Origin of the sequence: Cytobacillus firmus (assembly GCF_023612095.1) — a bacterium.
Taxonomy (GTDB): domain Bacteria; phylum Bacillota; class Bacilli; order Bacillales; family Cytobacillaceae; genus Cytobacillus.
This window is the reverse complement of the sequence record NZ_CP086235.1, coordinates 159,873-174,352: the sequence shown is the minus strand read 5'-3', so window position 1 is coordinate 174,352 and position 14,480 is coordinate 159,873. Positions and strand designations below refer to the sequence as shown.

The window sequence follows — 14,480 nt, the reverse complement described above, 5'->3', positions numbered from 1 at the left end:
TAATATTTTAAAGGATGTAGCGTCTATGCATATAGAGCAGTTGCTGTTAAGGAATTACCGGAATTACGAAGAACTTGAAGTCAATTTTGAAAATAAAGTGAATGTAATTTTGGGAGAGAATGCCCAGGGAAAGACAAATGTCATGGAATCGATTTATGTGCTGGCAATGGCAAAGTCACATCGGACATCAAATGACAAAGATCTTATTCGCTGGGATCAGGAATATGCTAAAATAGAGGGAAGGGTTCAAAAAAGGCAAGGATCCCTGCCCATGCAATTAGTTATCAGCAAAAAAGGCAAAAAAGCCAAATGCAATCATATAGAGCAGCAGAAATTAAGCCAGTATGTCGGCAATATGAATGTTGTGATGTTCGCGCCTGAAGATCTCCATCTTGTGAAAGGGAGCCCTCAAGTAAGGCGTCGCTTTATTGATATGGAGATTGGGCAGGTTTCGCCTGTCTATTTGCACGATATCAGCCAGTATCAGAAAATCCTCCAGCAGCGCAACCACTATTTGAAGATGCTCCAGATCAAAAAGCAGACCGACCATACCATGCTTGAGATTTTAACTGAGCAATTCATAGAAATGGCTGCAAAGATTGTTTCAAAGCGCTATGAGTTCCTCCGACTCCTCGAGAATTGGGCACAGCCGATCCATGAAGGAATTTCAAGAGGGCTTGAGACCTTGAAAATTGAGTACAAGCCTTCTGCTGAGGTATCAGAAGAACAAGATTTGTCGAAAATGGTTAAAGTGTACCAGGATAAATTCGAAAAAGTGAAGAACAGGGAAATAGACCGCGGCGTCACTATGTTTGGGCCGCATCGCGATGACCTGATTTTTCATGTGAATGGGCGCGATGTGCAGACATTCGGTTCACAGGGCCAGCAAAGAACTACGGCTCTATCGGTCAAGCTTGCTGAAATTGAACTGATCCATTCTGAGATTGGGGAATATCCCATTCTGCTGCTTGATGACGTCCTCTCGGAATTGGACGATTATCGCCAGTCCCATTTATTGAATACCATCCAAGGAAAAGTACAGACGTTTGTCACTACTACAAGCGTTGATGGAATAGACCATCAGACACTTAAAGAAGCAGCAGCGTTCAATGTGGAATCAGGGAGAATCAAGAAGATTCAGTGAGGTGATCTCATGTACATCCATATAGGTGAAGATGTGCTGGTCCGGGCAAGGGATATTGTCGCTATTATTGATAAAGAAACAGTCCTTGCTTCCGAGTATGCAAAAGAGCATAAGGAGAGCCGGGAGGAACCAGTTGTGAACCTCGCGAAGGGTTCCTATAAATCTGTGGTCGTCACAACAGAAAAGATCTATTTTTCTCCGCTATCCTCAGGCACGTTAAAAAAACGATCCCATAAACTAAGTGTTCATGAATTTTAAAGACCTGCCGATCCATTACGGAAAGAGGCAAGTCAGTGAAAATTATAGTTTGGCTCATTTCAAATGCCAGGCTTTTTTATAGATTAGTGAAATAGAAAGTGCAGGTGACCGATGTGGCAATGGAGCAAAAGGCAGTGCAGGAACAATCCTATGATGAGAATCAGATACAGGTACTGGAAGGTCTGGAAGCGGTTCGGAAGCGTCCGGGAATGTATATCGGTTCAACAAGTGCCAAAGGGCTTCACCATCTTGTTTGGGAAATAGTCGATAATAGTATAGATGAAGCACTGGCAGGCTATTGTTCTGAAATCAATGTGATTATCGAAAAGGATAATAGTATTACGGTAGTGGATAACGGACGTGGGATCCCAGTCGGAATCCATGAAAAAATGGGGCGACCGGCAGTCGAAGTCATTATGACGGTTCTTCATGCAGGCGGTAAATTCGGAGGCGGCGGATACAAGGTTTCCGGAGGTCTGCATGGTGTTGGTGCTTCAGTAGTTAATGCGCTATCAACAGTACTTGAAGTATTTGTTCATCGTGACGGCAAGAAACATTATCAGAAATTTGAGCGCGGCGTTCCAAGTGCTGATCTTGAAGTGATTGGGGAAACCGATCACACAGGAACTACTATCCACTTTAAGCCGGACAGTGAAATCTTCACTGAAACGCTTGAATATGATTATGAAACCCTTGCAAACCGTATTCGTGAGCTGGCTTTCCTGAATAGAGGATTAACCATTACGATTGAAGATAAACGTGAGGAAAATAAGAAAAATGAATACATGTACGAGGGCGGCATTAAATCGTACGTTGAACATTTGAATAGAACGAAAGAAGTTCTCCATGAAGAACCAATTTATATTGAGGGAGAACGTGAAGGCATTACAGTTGAAGTCTCCATTCAGTATAATGATGGCTACACAAGCAATATTTATTCTTTTGCCAATAACATTAATACGTATGAAGGCGGAACACATGAATCAGGGTTTAAAACCGCTCTAACAAGAGTTATTAATGATTACGCCAGAAAAAGCGGTTTATTCAAAGATAATGATGCTAACCTTTCTGGCGAAGACGTCCGTGAAGGTATAACGGCGATTGTATCTATAAAGCATCCAGACCCTCAGTTTGAAGGACAGACTAAAACGAAGCTTGGCAATTCAGAAGTGCGAACTGCAACTGATACGATTTTTGCGGAAGCTCTTGAGAAGTTCCTGCTGGAAAATCCGTCGGTAGCCAAGAAAGTTGTCGAAAAGGGATTAATGGCTGCACGTGCCAGACTGGCAGCTAAGAAAGCCCGGGAACTGACCAGAAGAAAGAGTGCTTTGGAAGTATCAAGCCTGCCGGGGAAACTGGCTGACTGCTCATCTAAAGATGCTTCCATATCGGAACTTTACATCGTTGAGGGTGACTCTGCCGGAGGCTCAGCCAAACAGGGACGCGACCGTCACTTCCAGGCAATCCTGCCGTTAAGAGGGAAAATACTTAACGTTGAAAAGGCCCGTCTGGATCGAATTCTTTCCAACAATGAAGTGCGGGCTATGATTACTGCAGCCGGTACAGGTATTGGCGAAGACTTTGATATTGCAAAAGCCAGATATCATAAGATTGTGATCATGACAGATGCCGATGTGGATGGAGCCCATATCAGAACATTATTATTAACCTTCTTCTACCGTTATATGAGACAAATTTTAGAAGCGGGCTATATTTACATTGCGCAGCCGCCATTGTATAAAGTACAGCAGGGCAAGAAGATTGAATATGCCTATAACGAACGCCAGCTTGAAGAAGTCATGAGCACCATGTCCAGCCAGCCTAAGCCGAATGTTCAGCGCTATAAGGGTCTTGGCGAGATGAATCCAGGCCAGCTGTGGGAGACAACGATGAATCCCGAAACACGAACACTGCTGCAGGTGAGCCTTGAAGATGCCATTGAAGCAGATGAAACGTTTGAAATATTAATGGGCGATAAAGTGGAACCACGCCGAAACTTCATTGAAGAAAACGCCCAATATGTAAAAAACCTAGATATATGATCAAAAGCCAGGATAGGATGACTATCCTGCTTTTACATAAAAACTGTTTTTACAGGGTTTGTTGCTTTTCGCATCTTATTTGCTGAGTTGATTGGAGTGGAAGGTGCGAGACTCCAGCGGGAGGAGCGGGACAGGTGAGACCCCGCAGGCGAGAAGCGCCGAGGAGGCTCAGCGCCCGCCCCGCGGAAAGCGAGCATCCTGGAGCGGAGATCAACGGACTATATTTTAATAAATGTTTGACAAATTAAGAGGCTATGGGTAAATTCCAAGTCCCTTAAAAAGGGAGGTTCTTTATATGGCTGATACGCCAAGGTCCCAAATAAAAGAAATTAACATTAGCCAGGAAATGCGTTCATCATTCCTGGACTATGCCATGAGTGTAATTGTTTCACGTGCCCTTCCGGATGTGCGTGATGGCTTAAAGCCGGTGCACCGCCGGATTCTTTATGCGATGCACGATCTCGGCATGCATTCAGATAAGCCTTATAAAAAATCAGCACGTATCGTCGGAGATGTCATTGGTAAGTATCATCCGCACGGAGACTCTGCTGTTTATGAAACAATGGTTCGTATGGCACAGGACTTTAACTATCGATACATGCTGGTTGATGGACACGGCAACTTCGGTTCAGTGGATGGCGACTCAGCAGCTGCCATGCGTTATACAGAAGCACGTATGTCCAAAATATCAATGGAGCTTTTACGGGATATCAATAAAGACACAATTGATTATCAGGATAACTACGATGGGGAAGAAAGGGAGCCAGTTGTATTGCCTGCACGTTTCCCTAATTTACTGGTCAATGGAACATCAGGAATCGCTGTCGGGATGGCCACTAATATTCCTCCCCACCAGCTTGGTGAAGTAATTGATGGGGTTCTGGCCATAAGCAAAGACCCTGAAATGACTATTCCGGAACTAATGGATATTATCCCTGGGCCGGACTTTCCGACTGCCGGAATGATTTTAGGAAGAACCGGAATCCGCAAAGCCTATGAAACCGGCCGCGGTTCAATTACTTTACGTGCTAAAGTAGAGATTGAAGAAAAAGCTAATGGCAAAGAGACCATTCTCGTACATGAAATTCCATATCAGGTTAACAAAGCAAAGCTGATTGAAAAAATTGCGGAACTTGTCAGAGATAAGAAAATTGATGGGATCACCGACCTGCGTGATGAATCTGACCGTAATGGAATGCGAATTGTCATTGAAGTCAGAAGAGACGCAAATGCAAGTGTATTATTAAATAATCTCTATAAACAAACTGCCCTCCAGACAAGCTTTGGAATTAATCTTCTGGCATTGGTGGATGGACAGCCTAAGGTTCTGAATTTAAAACAGTGTCTTGAGTATTATTTAGAACATCAAAAGGTTGTTATACGCCGGCGGACACAATTTGAATTAAGAAAAGCACAAGCCCGCGCACATATTTTAGAAGGCTTAAGGATCGCCCTTGATCATCTTGATGAGGTAATTAGTCTGATCCGCAGCTCACAGACAACGGATATTGCACGAGAAGGCTTAATGACCAAATTCAATCTTTCCGAAAAACAGGCTCAGGCTATCCTGGACATGCGTTTGCAGCGTCTGACAGGCTTGGAGCGTGAAAAGATTGAAGAAGAATATGCAAACCTTGTGGCCCTTATTGCAGAATTAAAAGCTATTTTGGCTGATGAAGAAAAAGTACTGGAAATCATCCGTGAAGAATTAACGGAGATCAAGGAAAGATTCAACGATAAACGCCGGACTGAAATAGTCGCAGGCGGCATCGAAAACATTGAAGACGAAGATTTGATCCCACGTGAGAATATTGTTCTGACACTAACTCATAAGGGATACATCAAGCGTCTTCCGGTCTCGACTTACCGCGCCCAAAAACGCGGAGGGCGGGGAATCCAGGGAATGGGAACCAATGAGGACGATTTTGTGGAACACCTCATTACCACATCCACACACGATACAATTCTTTTCTTTACGAACAAAGGAAAGGTTTATCGCGCTAAAGGATATGAAATACCTGAATTCAACCGTACTGCGAAGGGGATACCAATCATTAACCTTCTTGGAGTGGACAAAGATGAATGGGTAAATGCAATAATTCCTGTTGAAGAATTTGCCGATGACTGGTTCCTGTTCTTTACCACTAAACAGGGAATTTCCAAGCGTTCACCATTATCATCCTTTGCCAATATCCGCAATAATGGCTTAATTGCATTAAATCTGCGTGAAGATGATGAATTAATATCAGTGCGTATGACTGATGGCAGCAAAGAGATCATTATCGGAACCAGCCATGGCATGCTGATCCGATTCCCTGAAGAAGATGTCCGTTCGATGGGAAGAACGGCAACTGGTGTTAAGGGAATTAACTTAAGCAATGGTGATGAAGTTGTTGGCATGGAAGTTCTTGAGGAGGACAGCCAAGTCCTGATTGTAACCAAAAACGGCTATGGAAAACGTACCCCAGCCGAAGAATACCGTGTTCAGGGCAGAGGCGGTAAAGGAATCAAGACCTGCAACATCACGGATAAAAACGGAAGCCTTGTTTCCATGAAAGCTGTCACAGGTGAAGAAGACGTTATGCTTATTACAACAGGCGGCGTCCTGATCCGTATGGCAGTCAGTGATATTTCCACCATGGGAAGAAACACGCAGGGTGTCAGACTCATCCGCATAAATGAAGAAGCAGGCGAAGCTGTTTCGACTGTAGCAAGAGTTGAAAAAGAAGAGGAAAAAGATGACGAAGAATTAACAAAGCCTCTTGAAGATGCCGATTCACTTCCAGAAGAAGAAGTAACTGGCGATAATAGCGAAGAATAACAGCAAGAAATTTCAGGGAACACAGATTTGTGTTCCTTTTTTTTGTCCAAATAATGTAAAATAGTAAAAAAGACTCATATTTGGAGTGTGGAAACAGTGCGTGTACCCATACAGGAATTAAGAGAAGGCTGCATCTTATCGGAGGATGTTTTCAGTTTGACGAATCGCCCTATTATCAGCCAAAAAACAGTGCTGACGAAGGAACTGCTGGATATCATGAAAATATTTCTGATTGAGGAAGCAGAAGTTGAAACTACCATGGTCAGCGGAAAGTCAATGACTTCTGCCGGAAACATGGGTGAAGCTGTTGAGGAAGTGGAATCAAGTCATATTAATACATTCCTGAAAGGCGTACAACATTTCAAAAGGGAATTTACATCCTGGCAATCAGGCCTTCCAGTGGATATCGCCAAAATAAGAAACATCATGATTCCACTGATTGAAAAAATGGATAAAAACCCCTCCACTATCTTTTCGCTGCATCATCTTTCTACAAATGAAGATTATTTATACCAGCATTCAGTGGCAGTGGGAATGATCAGCGCATTTATAGGAAAAAAACTGAATTTTAATAAGGGGGAAATTGTGCAGCTTGCCCTGGGAGGGTGCCTGGCTGATGCTGGCATGGCTAAAATAAACCCATCCATTTTGCACAAAAGCACTACATTAAACTCCGAGGAATTTGAAGAAATTAAAAAGCATTCGACCCTCAGCTTTAAAATGGTCCAAAATATTTCTTTGTTAAGAGAAAGCACTAAGATCGGCATTATTCAGCATCATGAGCGTCTGGACGGCAGCGGTTATCCGTTTGGAGAACAAGGCAGCAAAATTAATCAGGCTGGACGAATCATTGCAGTTGCGGATGCATTTCATGCCATGACTTCCCAAAGGCTCTACAGAAGGAAACAATCTCCGTTTAAAGTGCTTGAAATGCTGATACAGGACAGCTTTGGCAAATTTGATATTCCATCCATCCAGGCGCTGGGCTCCGGAATCATGACTTTTTCCATTGGAAGCCTGGTGAAGCTTTCGGATGGCCAGACTGCTGAGATTCTTTTTATAGAAGATAAATCACCGACGAGGCCACTTGTGAAACTCATAGAAACCGGCGATATAATTCATTTAGAGAAAAACCGCCAGTTATTTATTGATGAAGTATTAAAATGACTGCATACCGCGGTCATTTTTTTATTAAATTCCTTTACTTTTAAAAAAGATTAAGTTTCTATTAAAAAGCACTTGCAATTAATAGAGTAGGACTGGTATACTTATTCAAGTCAGCAAGAGATTAACAACATCAATCGATGAGAAAAAACTTGTTGACATTGAATATCAGAAATGATATATTAATTAAGTCGCCTTAAGCGGCGGATTGATCTTTGAAAACTGAACGAACAAAAACGTCAACGTTTAAAACATTAGTCTTTTTCGAAAAGACAACTCGAGCTTAATCAACTCTTATATGGAGAGTTTGATCCTGGCTCAGGACGAACGCTGGCGGCGTGCCTAATACATGCAAGTCGAGCGGACAGATGGGAGCTTGCTCCCTGAAGTCAGCGGCGGACGGGTGAGTAACACGTGGGCAACCTGCCTGTAAGACTGGGATAACTCCGGGAAACCGGGGCTAATACCGGATAATTCTTTTCCTCTCATGAGGAAAAGCTGAAAGATGGCATCTCGCTATCACTTACAGATGGGCCCGCGGCGCATTAGCTAGTTGGTGAGGTAACGGCTCACCAAGGCCACGATGCGTAGCCGACCTGAGAGGGTGATCGGCCACACTGGGACTGAGACACGGCCCAGACTCCTACGGGAGGCAGCAGTAGGGAATCTTCCGCAATGGACGAAAGTCTGACGGAGCAACGCCGCGTGAGTGATGAAGGTTTTCGGATCGTAAAACTCTGTTGTCAGGGAAGAACAAGTACCGGAGTAACTGCCGGTACCTTGACGGTACCTGACCAGAAAGCCACGGCTAACTACGTGCCAGCAGCCGCGGTAATACGTAGGTGGCAAGCGTTGTCCGGAATTATTGGGCGTAAAGCGCGCGCAGGCGGTTCCTTAAGTCTGATGTGAAAGCCCCCGGCTCAACCGGGGAGGGTCATTGGAAACTGGGGAACTTGAGTGCAGAAGAGAAGAGTGGAATTCCACGTGTAGCGGTGAAATGCGTAGAGATGTGGAGGAACACCAGTGGCGAAGGCGACTCTTTGGTCTGTAACTGACGCTGAGGCGCGAAAGCGTGGGGAGCAAACAGGATTAGATACCCTGGTAGTCCACGCCGTAAACGATGAGTGCTAAGTGTTAGAGGGTTTCCGCCCTTTAGTGCTGCAGCAAACGCATTAAGCACTCCGCCTGGGGAGTACGGCCGCAAGGCTGAAACTCAAAGGAATTGACGGGGGCCCGCACAAGCGGTGGAGCATGTGGTTTAATTCGAAGCAACGCGAAGAACCTTACCAGGTCTTGACATCTCCTGACAACCCTAGAGATAGGGCGTTCCCCTTCGGGGACAGGATGACAGGTGGTGCATGGTTGTCGTCAGCTCGTGTCGTGAGATGTTGGGTTAAGTCCCGCAACGAGCGCAACCCTTGATCTTAGTTGCCAGCATTCAGTTGGGCACTCTAAGGTGACTGCCGGTGACAAACCGGAGGAAGGTGGGGATGACGTCAAATCATCATGCCCCTTATGACCTGGGCTACACACGTGCTACAATGGATGGTACAAAGGGCTGCAAAACCGCGAGGTTAAGCGAATCCCATAAAACCATTCTCAGTTCGGATTGCAGGCTGCAACTCGCCTGCATGAAGCCGGAATCGCTAGTAATCGCGGATCAGCATGCCGCGGTGAATACGTTCCCGGGCCTTGTACACACCGCCCGTCACACCACGAGAGTTTGTAACACCCGAAGTCGGTGGGGTAACCTTTTGGAGCCAGCCGCCTAAGGTGGGACAGATGATTGGGGTGAAGTCGTAACAAGGTAGCCGTATCGGAAGGTGCGGCTGGATCACCTCCTTTCTAAGGAATATTTACAAGAAACGTGACGTTCTTTGTTCGTTCAGTTTTGAGAGTTCGATCTCTCACATTTTAATACCTTTACCTATTATGTGGGCCTATAGCTCAGCTGGTTAGAGCGCACGCCTGATAAGCGTGAGGTCGATGGTTCGAGTCCATTTAGGCCCACCATCTCATATAATGGGGCCTTAGCTCAGCTGGGAGAGCGCCTGCCTTGCACGCAGGAGGTCAGCGGTTCGATCCCGCTAGGCTCCACCAACCATAACGATATGATTCGTTATTTTTTGTTCCTTGAAAACTAGATAATGTTATTGAAGAAGCAATAACCGAGTAATCGCCATCTTAGTAAATTCTCTATGTTAAATAGAGTTAAAACCTTTGATTGTGTTCATCTCCGATGAACCTGTCAAATACGGTTAAGTTAGAAAGGGCGCACGGTGAATGCCTTGGCACTAGGAGCCGATGAAGGACGGTACTAACACCGATATGCTTCGGGGAGCTGTAAGTAAGCTTTGATCCGGAGATTTCCGAATGGGGAAACCCCCTATCCGTAATGGGATAGGATCTTTACCTGAATACATAGGGTATAGAAGGCAGACCCGGGGAACTGAAACATCTAAGTACCCGGAGGAAGAGAAAGCAAACGCGATTCCCTGAGTAGCGGCGAGCGAAACGGGATTAGCCCAAACCAGGAGGCTTGCCTCCTGGGGTTGTAGGACACTCTATACGGAGTTACAAAGGAACGAGGTAAATGAACAGGTCTGGAAAGGCCGGCCAGAGAAGGTAAAAGCCCTGTAGTTGAAACTTCGTTCCCTCCAGAGTGGATCCTGAGTACGGCGGGACACGAGAAATCCCGTCGGAAGCAGGGAGGACCATCTCCCAAGGCTAAATACTCCCTAGTGACCGATAGTGAACCAGTACCGTGAGGGAAAGGTGAAAAGCACCCCGGAAGGGGAGTGAAAGAGATCCTGAAACCGTGTGCCTACAAGTAGTTAGAGCCCGTTAATGGGTGATAGCGTGCCTTTTGTAGAATGAACCGGCGAGTTACGATTACATGCGAGGTTAAGTTGATAAGACGGAGCCGCAGCGAAAGCGAGTCTGAATAGGGCGAATGAGTATGTGGTCGTAGACCCGAAACCAGGTGATCTACCCATGTCCAGGGTGAAGTCCAGGTAACACTGGATGGAGGCCCGAACCCACGCACGTTGAAAAGTGCGGGGATGAGGTGTGGGTAGCGGAGAAATTCCAATCGAACCTGGAGATAGCTGGTTCTCTCCGAAATAGCTTTAGGGCTAGCCTCATGTAGTAAGAGTCTTGGAGGTAGAGCACTGTTTGGACTAGGGGCCCCCATCGGGTTACCGAATTCAGACAAACTCCGAATGCCAAAGACTTATCCATGGGAGTCAGACTGCGAGTGATAAGATCCGTAGTCAAGAGGGAAACAGCCCAGACCACCAGCTAAGGTCCCAAAGTATACGTTAAGTGGAAAAGGATGTGGAGTTGCTTAGACAACCAGGATGTTGGCTTAGAAGCAGCCACCATTTAAAGAGTGCGTAATAGCTCACTGGTCGAGTGACTCCGCGCCGAAAATGTACCGGGGCTAAACGTATCACCGAAGCTGTGGATTGACATCTACGATGTCAGTGGTAGGAGAGCGTTCTAAGGGCGTTGAAGCCAGACCGCAAGGACTGGTGGAGCGCTTAGAAGTGAGAATGCCGGTATGAGTAGCGAAAGATGGGTGAGAATCCCATCCACCGAATGCCTAAGGTTTCCTGAGGAAGGCTCGTCCGCTCAGGGTTAGTCGGGACCTAAGCCGAGGCTGAAAAGCGTAGGCGATGGACAACAGGTTGATATTCCTGTACCACCTCTTTACCGTTTGAGCAATGGGGGGACGCAGGAGGATAGGGTAAGCGCGCTGCTGGATTAGCGCGTCCAAGCAGTTAGGCCGGTAACGAGGCAAATCCCGTTACCACATAGGCTGAGCTGTGACGGCGAGGGAAATTTAGTACCGAAGTTCCTGATTCCACACTGCCAAGAAAAGCCTCTAGCGAGGGAAAAGGTGCCCGTACCGCAAACCGACACAGGTAGGCGAGGAGAGAATCCTAAGGTGAGCGAGAGAACTCTCGTTAAGGAACTCGGCAAAATGACCCCGTAACTTCGGGAGAAGGGGTGCTCATTAGGGTGAATAGCCCTGATGAGCCGCAGTGAATAGGCCCAGGCGACTGTTTAGCAAAAACACAGGTCTCTGCGAAGCCGCAAGGCGAAGTATAGGGGCTGACGCCTGCCCGGTGCTGGAAGGTTAAGAGGAGAGGTTAGCGCAAGCGAAGCTTTGAATCGAAGCCCCAGTAAACGGCGGCCGTAACTATAACGGTCCTAAGGTAGCGAAATTCCTTGTCGGGTAAGTTCCGACCCGCACGAAAGGCGTAACGATCTGGGCACTGTCTCAACGAGAGACTCGGTGAAATTATAGTACCTGTGAAGATGCAGGTTACCCGCGACAGGACGGAAAGACCCCGTGGAGCTTTACTGTAGCCTGATATTGAATTTTGGTACAGCTTGTACAGGATAGGTAGGAGCCTGAGAAGCCGGAGCGCTAGCTTCGGTGGAGGCGTCGGTGGGATACTACCCTGGCTGTATTGAAATTCTAACCCGCGCCCCTGATCGGGGCGGGAGACAGTGTCAGGTGGGCAGTTTGACTGGGGCGGTCGCCTCCTAAAAAGTAACGGAGGCGCCCAAAGGTTCCCTCAGAATGGTTGGAAATCATTCGCAGAGTGTAAAGGCACAAGGGAGCTTGACTGCGAGACCTACAAGTCGAGCAGGGACGAAAGTCGGGCTTAGTGATCCGGTGGTTCCGCATGGAAGGGCCATCGCTCAACGGATAAAAGCTACCCCGGGGATAACAGGCTTATCTCCCCCAAGAGTCCACATCGACGGGGAGGTTTGGCACCTCGATGTCGGCTCATCGCATCCTGGGGCTGTAGTCGGTCCCAAGGGTTGGGCTGTTCGCCCATTAAAGCGGTACGCGAGCTGGGTTCAGAACGTCGTGAGACAGTTCGGTCCCTATCCGTCGTGGGCGCAGGAAATTTGAGAGGAGCTGTCCTTAGTACGAGAGGACCGGGATGGACGCACCGCTGGTGTACCAGTTGTCTTGCCAAAGGCATCGCTGGGTAGCTATGTGCGGAAGGGATAAGTGCTGAAAGCATCTAAGCATGAAGCCCCCCTCGAGATGAGATTTCCCATAGCGTCAAGCTAGTAAGATCCCTGAAAGATGATCAGGTTGATAGGTCAGAGGTGGAAGCGTGGCGACATGTGGAGCTGACTGATACTAATCGATCGAGGACTTAACCAAAACGAAAAGCGGAGGCGACTGTTCAACTTCGAGAGACGTTGGAGAGCCGGCCATTCAAATCCTGGTTTTGGGATTTGGAGGGACGGATCGAAACGGCCGAGAAGTTAGGAGCCGAAGCTAGACAAGTCATTGGTGAATACTCGGCAAATTCTTCTTCATACATTATCTAGTTTTGAGGGAACGAAGTTTCTTCAAATCAAATAGTCCGGTGGCGATAGCGAGAAGGTCACACCCGTTCCCATACCGAACACGGAAGTTAAGCTTCTCAGCGCCGATGGTAGTTGGGGGCTGTCCCCCTGTGAGAGTAGGACGCTGCCGGGCAAATGAAAGAGCACCTGATGGGTGCTCTTTTTTGTGTGTAATTATTGGGATCTGAATCAGTTGGACACTTCTTTATATTGAAAAGTGCAGTTATGCGTCACTTCGGCCAGCATTTGCGTCACTTTTTCTGGATATGCGTCACTATGGCACAGATATGCGTCACTTTCATGCTATATGCGCCAGAATCAAATTATATGCGCCACTCCTTATTCTGCCGTCTGTTTTAAAAGTTAAATCTGTTCTTTATGTAGATGAATTGTGCCAATTTAAGATAAAACCCAAAACATGCTAGATAAATCAAAAATCCTGCTAGATAAATCAAAAATCCTGTTAGATAAATTCAAAAACCTGTTAGATAAAACCCAAAACATGCTAGATAAACTCCAAAACCTGTTAGATATACCGCCAAGCTATGCTTCTTGCCTGAAGAAACAGCCGGCCACCACATTAAATTCAAACACCCCCGCACTCAGCCTCTTCCAAACACCCAAAACAAAACAACAAATGCAGTTCACAATTGAAAGCCGCAGCCAGCATATCCCCAAAGGAAACCTTACTGCTTCTTATCAGCCAAATACTGATAAATTAAATACGGCCCCTTTGCAGCCGTAATTTGAAGGAAAGTTTGAATAAACGGATAGTCTTTATTCGGCATCATTTTGATGAGTTCGCTCCACCATTCAGTTTCATAGCGGGCAATCATGCTTAAGTTATACAGCAGCAGATAATGAATCAGAAGTTCAGGGAAATCAATCAATTCATCTTTAGCCAGCGGGAAGAAGAACTTTCCAGCATCCGGACTATATCGTAAGGGCTTGAAATTATATGTATTCAAATTTTCCAACTTGAATTTCAATGCCGACCCCTCTGATTCCTGAAAGCTAATATGAGAGTCTGATTTTGACTTTAGATACTCCACAAAACGGGACTCGGTCATATGAAAGCGATCAAGGATTACCTTGGGCAAAATCAATTCATCCTTTTCCAGCCCTGCTTCTAGAAAAGTCATACGGCCCTCCGTCTGGCTGTACAAATCATTAAGCTCTGGAATCTGTCCAAATAACTCTCCCATTGTTGTTTTTTCGCCTTCCAAATGTTTCATGTGAAACAACTTTTCCCCCATATAAGGGAAAAGCCCGCTTTTTTGAAATTTCACTTCATCCTGAAAAAAATTATATTGCTGCTTTTTTCTTTTCCGGGTAGATACCCCGTGTGCCAAAACCGAAGTAGTCTCGGGATAATTAGGATCCACAGTCAGTATGCAAGCCTTCACAAGGTGAACCAGTCCGTAAAAAAAGAGAATCGGCTTGATGACCAATGGTGCCTTCTCTGCCTGTTCATAGTATACTTGCCCGTGTTCTAGATAGTATATAAAAGGGTAACTGTTTTCATAGCTCTTTTGTTCAGCCTGATCCAGGTTTTGCTTTTGGTAGCATTTTTTTAAAAATTCCTGTGATGTGTTCGCAGAAAAAAAATACAAAAAGGAGCTTTTAAAATCAAATGGATGTATCACTATAAGTCCTCCGAATCTTTTGAAAA

The 14,480-nt window shown here is 46.0% G+C and carries 7 protein-coding genes, 2 tRNA genes and 3 rRNA genes; 11 read left to right on the top strand and 1 reads right to left on the bottom strand.

Going from position 1 to position 14,480, the window contains the following annotated elements; genetic code table 11:
• The first annotated feature begins 25 nt into the window (after window positions 1-25).
• From recF to LLY41_RS00895, 11 genes are all read left to right on the top strand, one after another.
• On the top strand, window positions 26-1,144 hold the full coding sequence (gene recF, locus LLY41_RS00945) for a DNA replication/repair protein RecF (protein WP_095245541.1): 1,119 nt from the start codon (window positions 26-28) through the stop codon (window positions 1,142-1,144).
• A 9-nt stretch (window positions 1,145-1,153) separates the two neighbouring features.
• The gene (gene remB / locus LLY41_RS00940) at window positions 1,154-1,402 is read left to right on the top strand and encodes an extracellular matrix regulator RemB (RefSeq protein WP_095245540.1); all 249 of its coding nucleotides are present in this window, start codon (window positions 1,154-1,156) and stop codon (window positions 1,400-1,402) included.
• Window positions 1,403-1,521: 119 nt separating this feature from the next.
• Window positions 1,522-3,444, top strand: a complete 1,923-nt coding sequence (gyrB, locus tag LLY41_RS00935) for a DNA topoisomerase (ATP-hydrolyzing) subunit B (protein ID WP_095245539.1) — start codon at window positions 1,522-1,524, stop codon at window positions 3,442-3,444.
• Between the two features lie 295 nt (window positions 3,445-3,739).
• Window positions 3,740-6,265 (top strand): DNA gyrase subunit A, encoded by a 2,526-nt coding sequence (gene gyrA / locus LLY41_RS00930; RefSeq protein ID WP_304586676.1) that lies wholly within the window; start codon window positions 3,740-3,742, stop codon window positions 6,263-6,265.
• Between the two features lie 96 nt (window positions 6,266-6,361).
• Window positions 6,362-7,432 (top strand): HD-GYP domain-containing protein, encoded by a 1,071-nt coding sequence (locus tag LLY41_RS00925; protein ID WP_304586675.1) that lies wholly within the window; start codon window positions 6,362-6,364, stop codon window positions 7,430-7,432.
• A 292-nt stretch (window positions 7,433-7,724) separates the two neighbouring features.
• Window positions 7,725-9,274, top strand: a 16S ribosomal RNA gene (locus tag LLY41_RS00920).
• Window positions 9,275-9,365: 91 nt separating this feature from the next.
• Window positions 9,366-9,442: transfer RNA gene (locus tag LLY41_RS00915), tRNA-Ile, on the top strand.
• 11 nt (window positions 9,443-9,453) lie between these two features.
• A tRNA-Ala gene (locus LLY41_RS00910) sits at window positions 9,454-9,529 on the top strand.
• Between the two features lie 156 nt (window positions 9,530-9,685).
• A 23S ribosomal RNA gene (locus tag LLY41_RS00905) occupies window positions 9,686-12,620 on the top strand.
• A 204-nt stretch (window positions 12,621-12,824) separates the two neighbouring features.
• Window positions 12,825-12,941 (top strand): 5S ribosomal RNA (gene rrf, locus LLY41_RS00900).
• Together the 16S, 23S and 5S rRNA genes with 2 tRNA genes alongside form the textbook arrangement of a ribosomal RNA operon.
• A gap of 285 nt (window positions 12,942-13,226) precedes the next feature.
• Window positions 13,227-13,553: a hypothetical protein gene (locus LLY41_RS00895; protein WP_304586674.1), complete on the top strand. Its 327-nt coding sequence runs from the start codon at window positions 13,227-13,229 to the stop codon at window positions 13,551-13,553.
• Here LLY41_RS00895 and LLY41_RS00890 read toward each other — a convergent pair.
• Window positions 13,495-14,454: a YaaC family protein gene (locus LLY41_RS00890; RefSeq protein ID WP_304586673.1), complete on the bottom strand. Its 960-nt coding sequence runs from the start codon at window positions 14,452-14,454 to the stop codon at window positions 13,495-13,497. The two genes, LLY41_RS00895 and LLY41_RS00890, sit on opposite strands and share 59 nt — an antisense overlap.
• Window positions 14,455-14,480 lie beyond the last annotated feature (26 nt).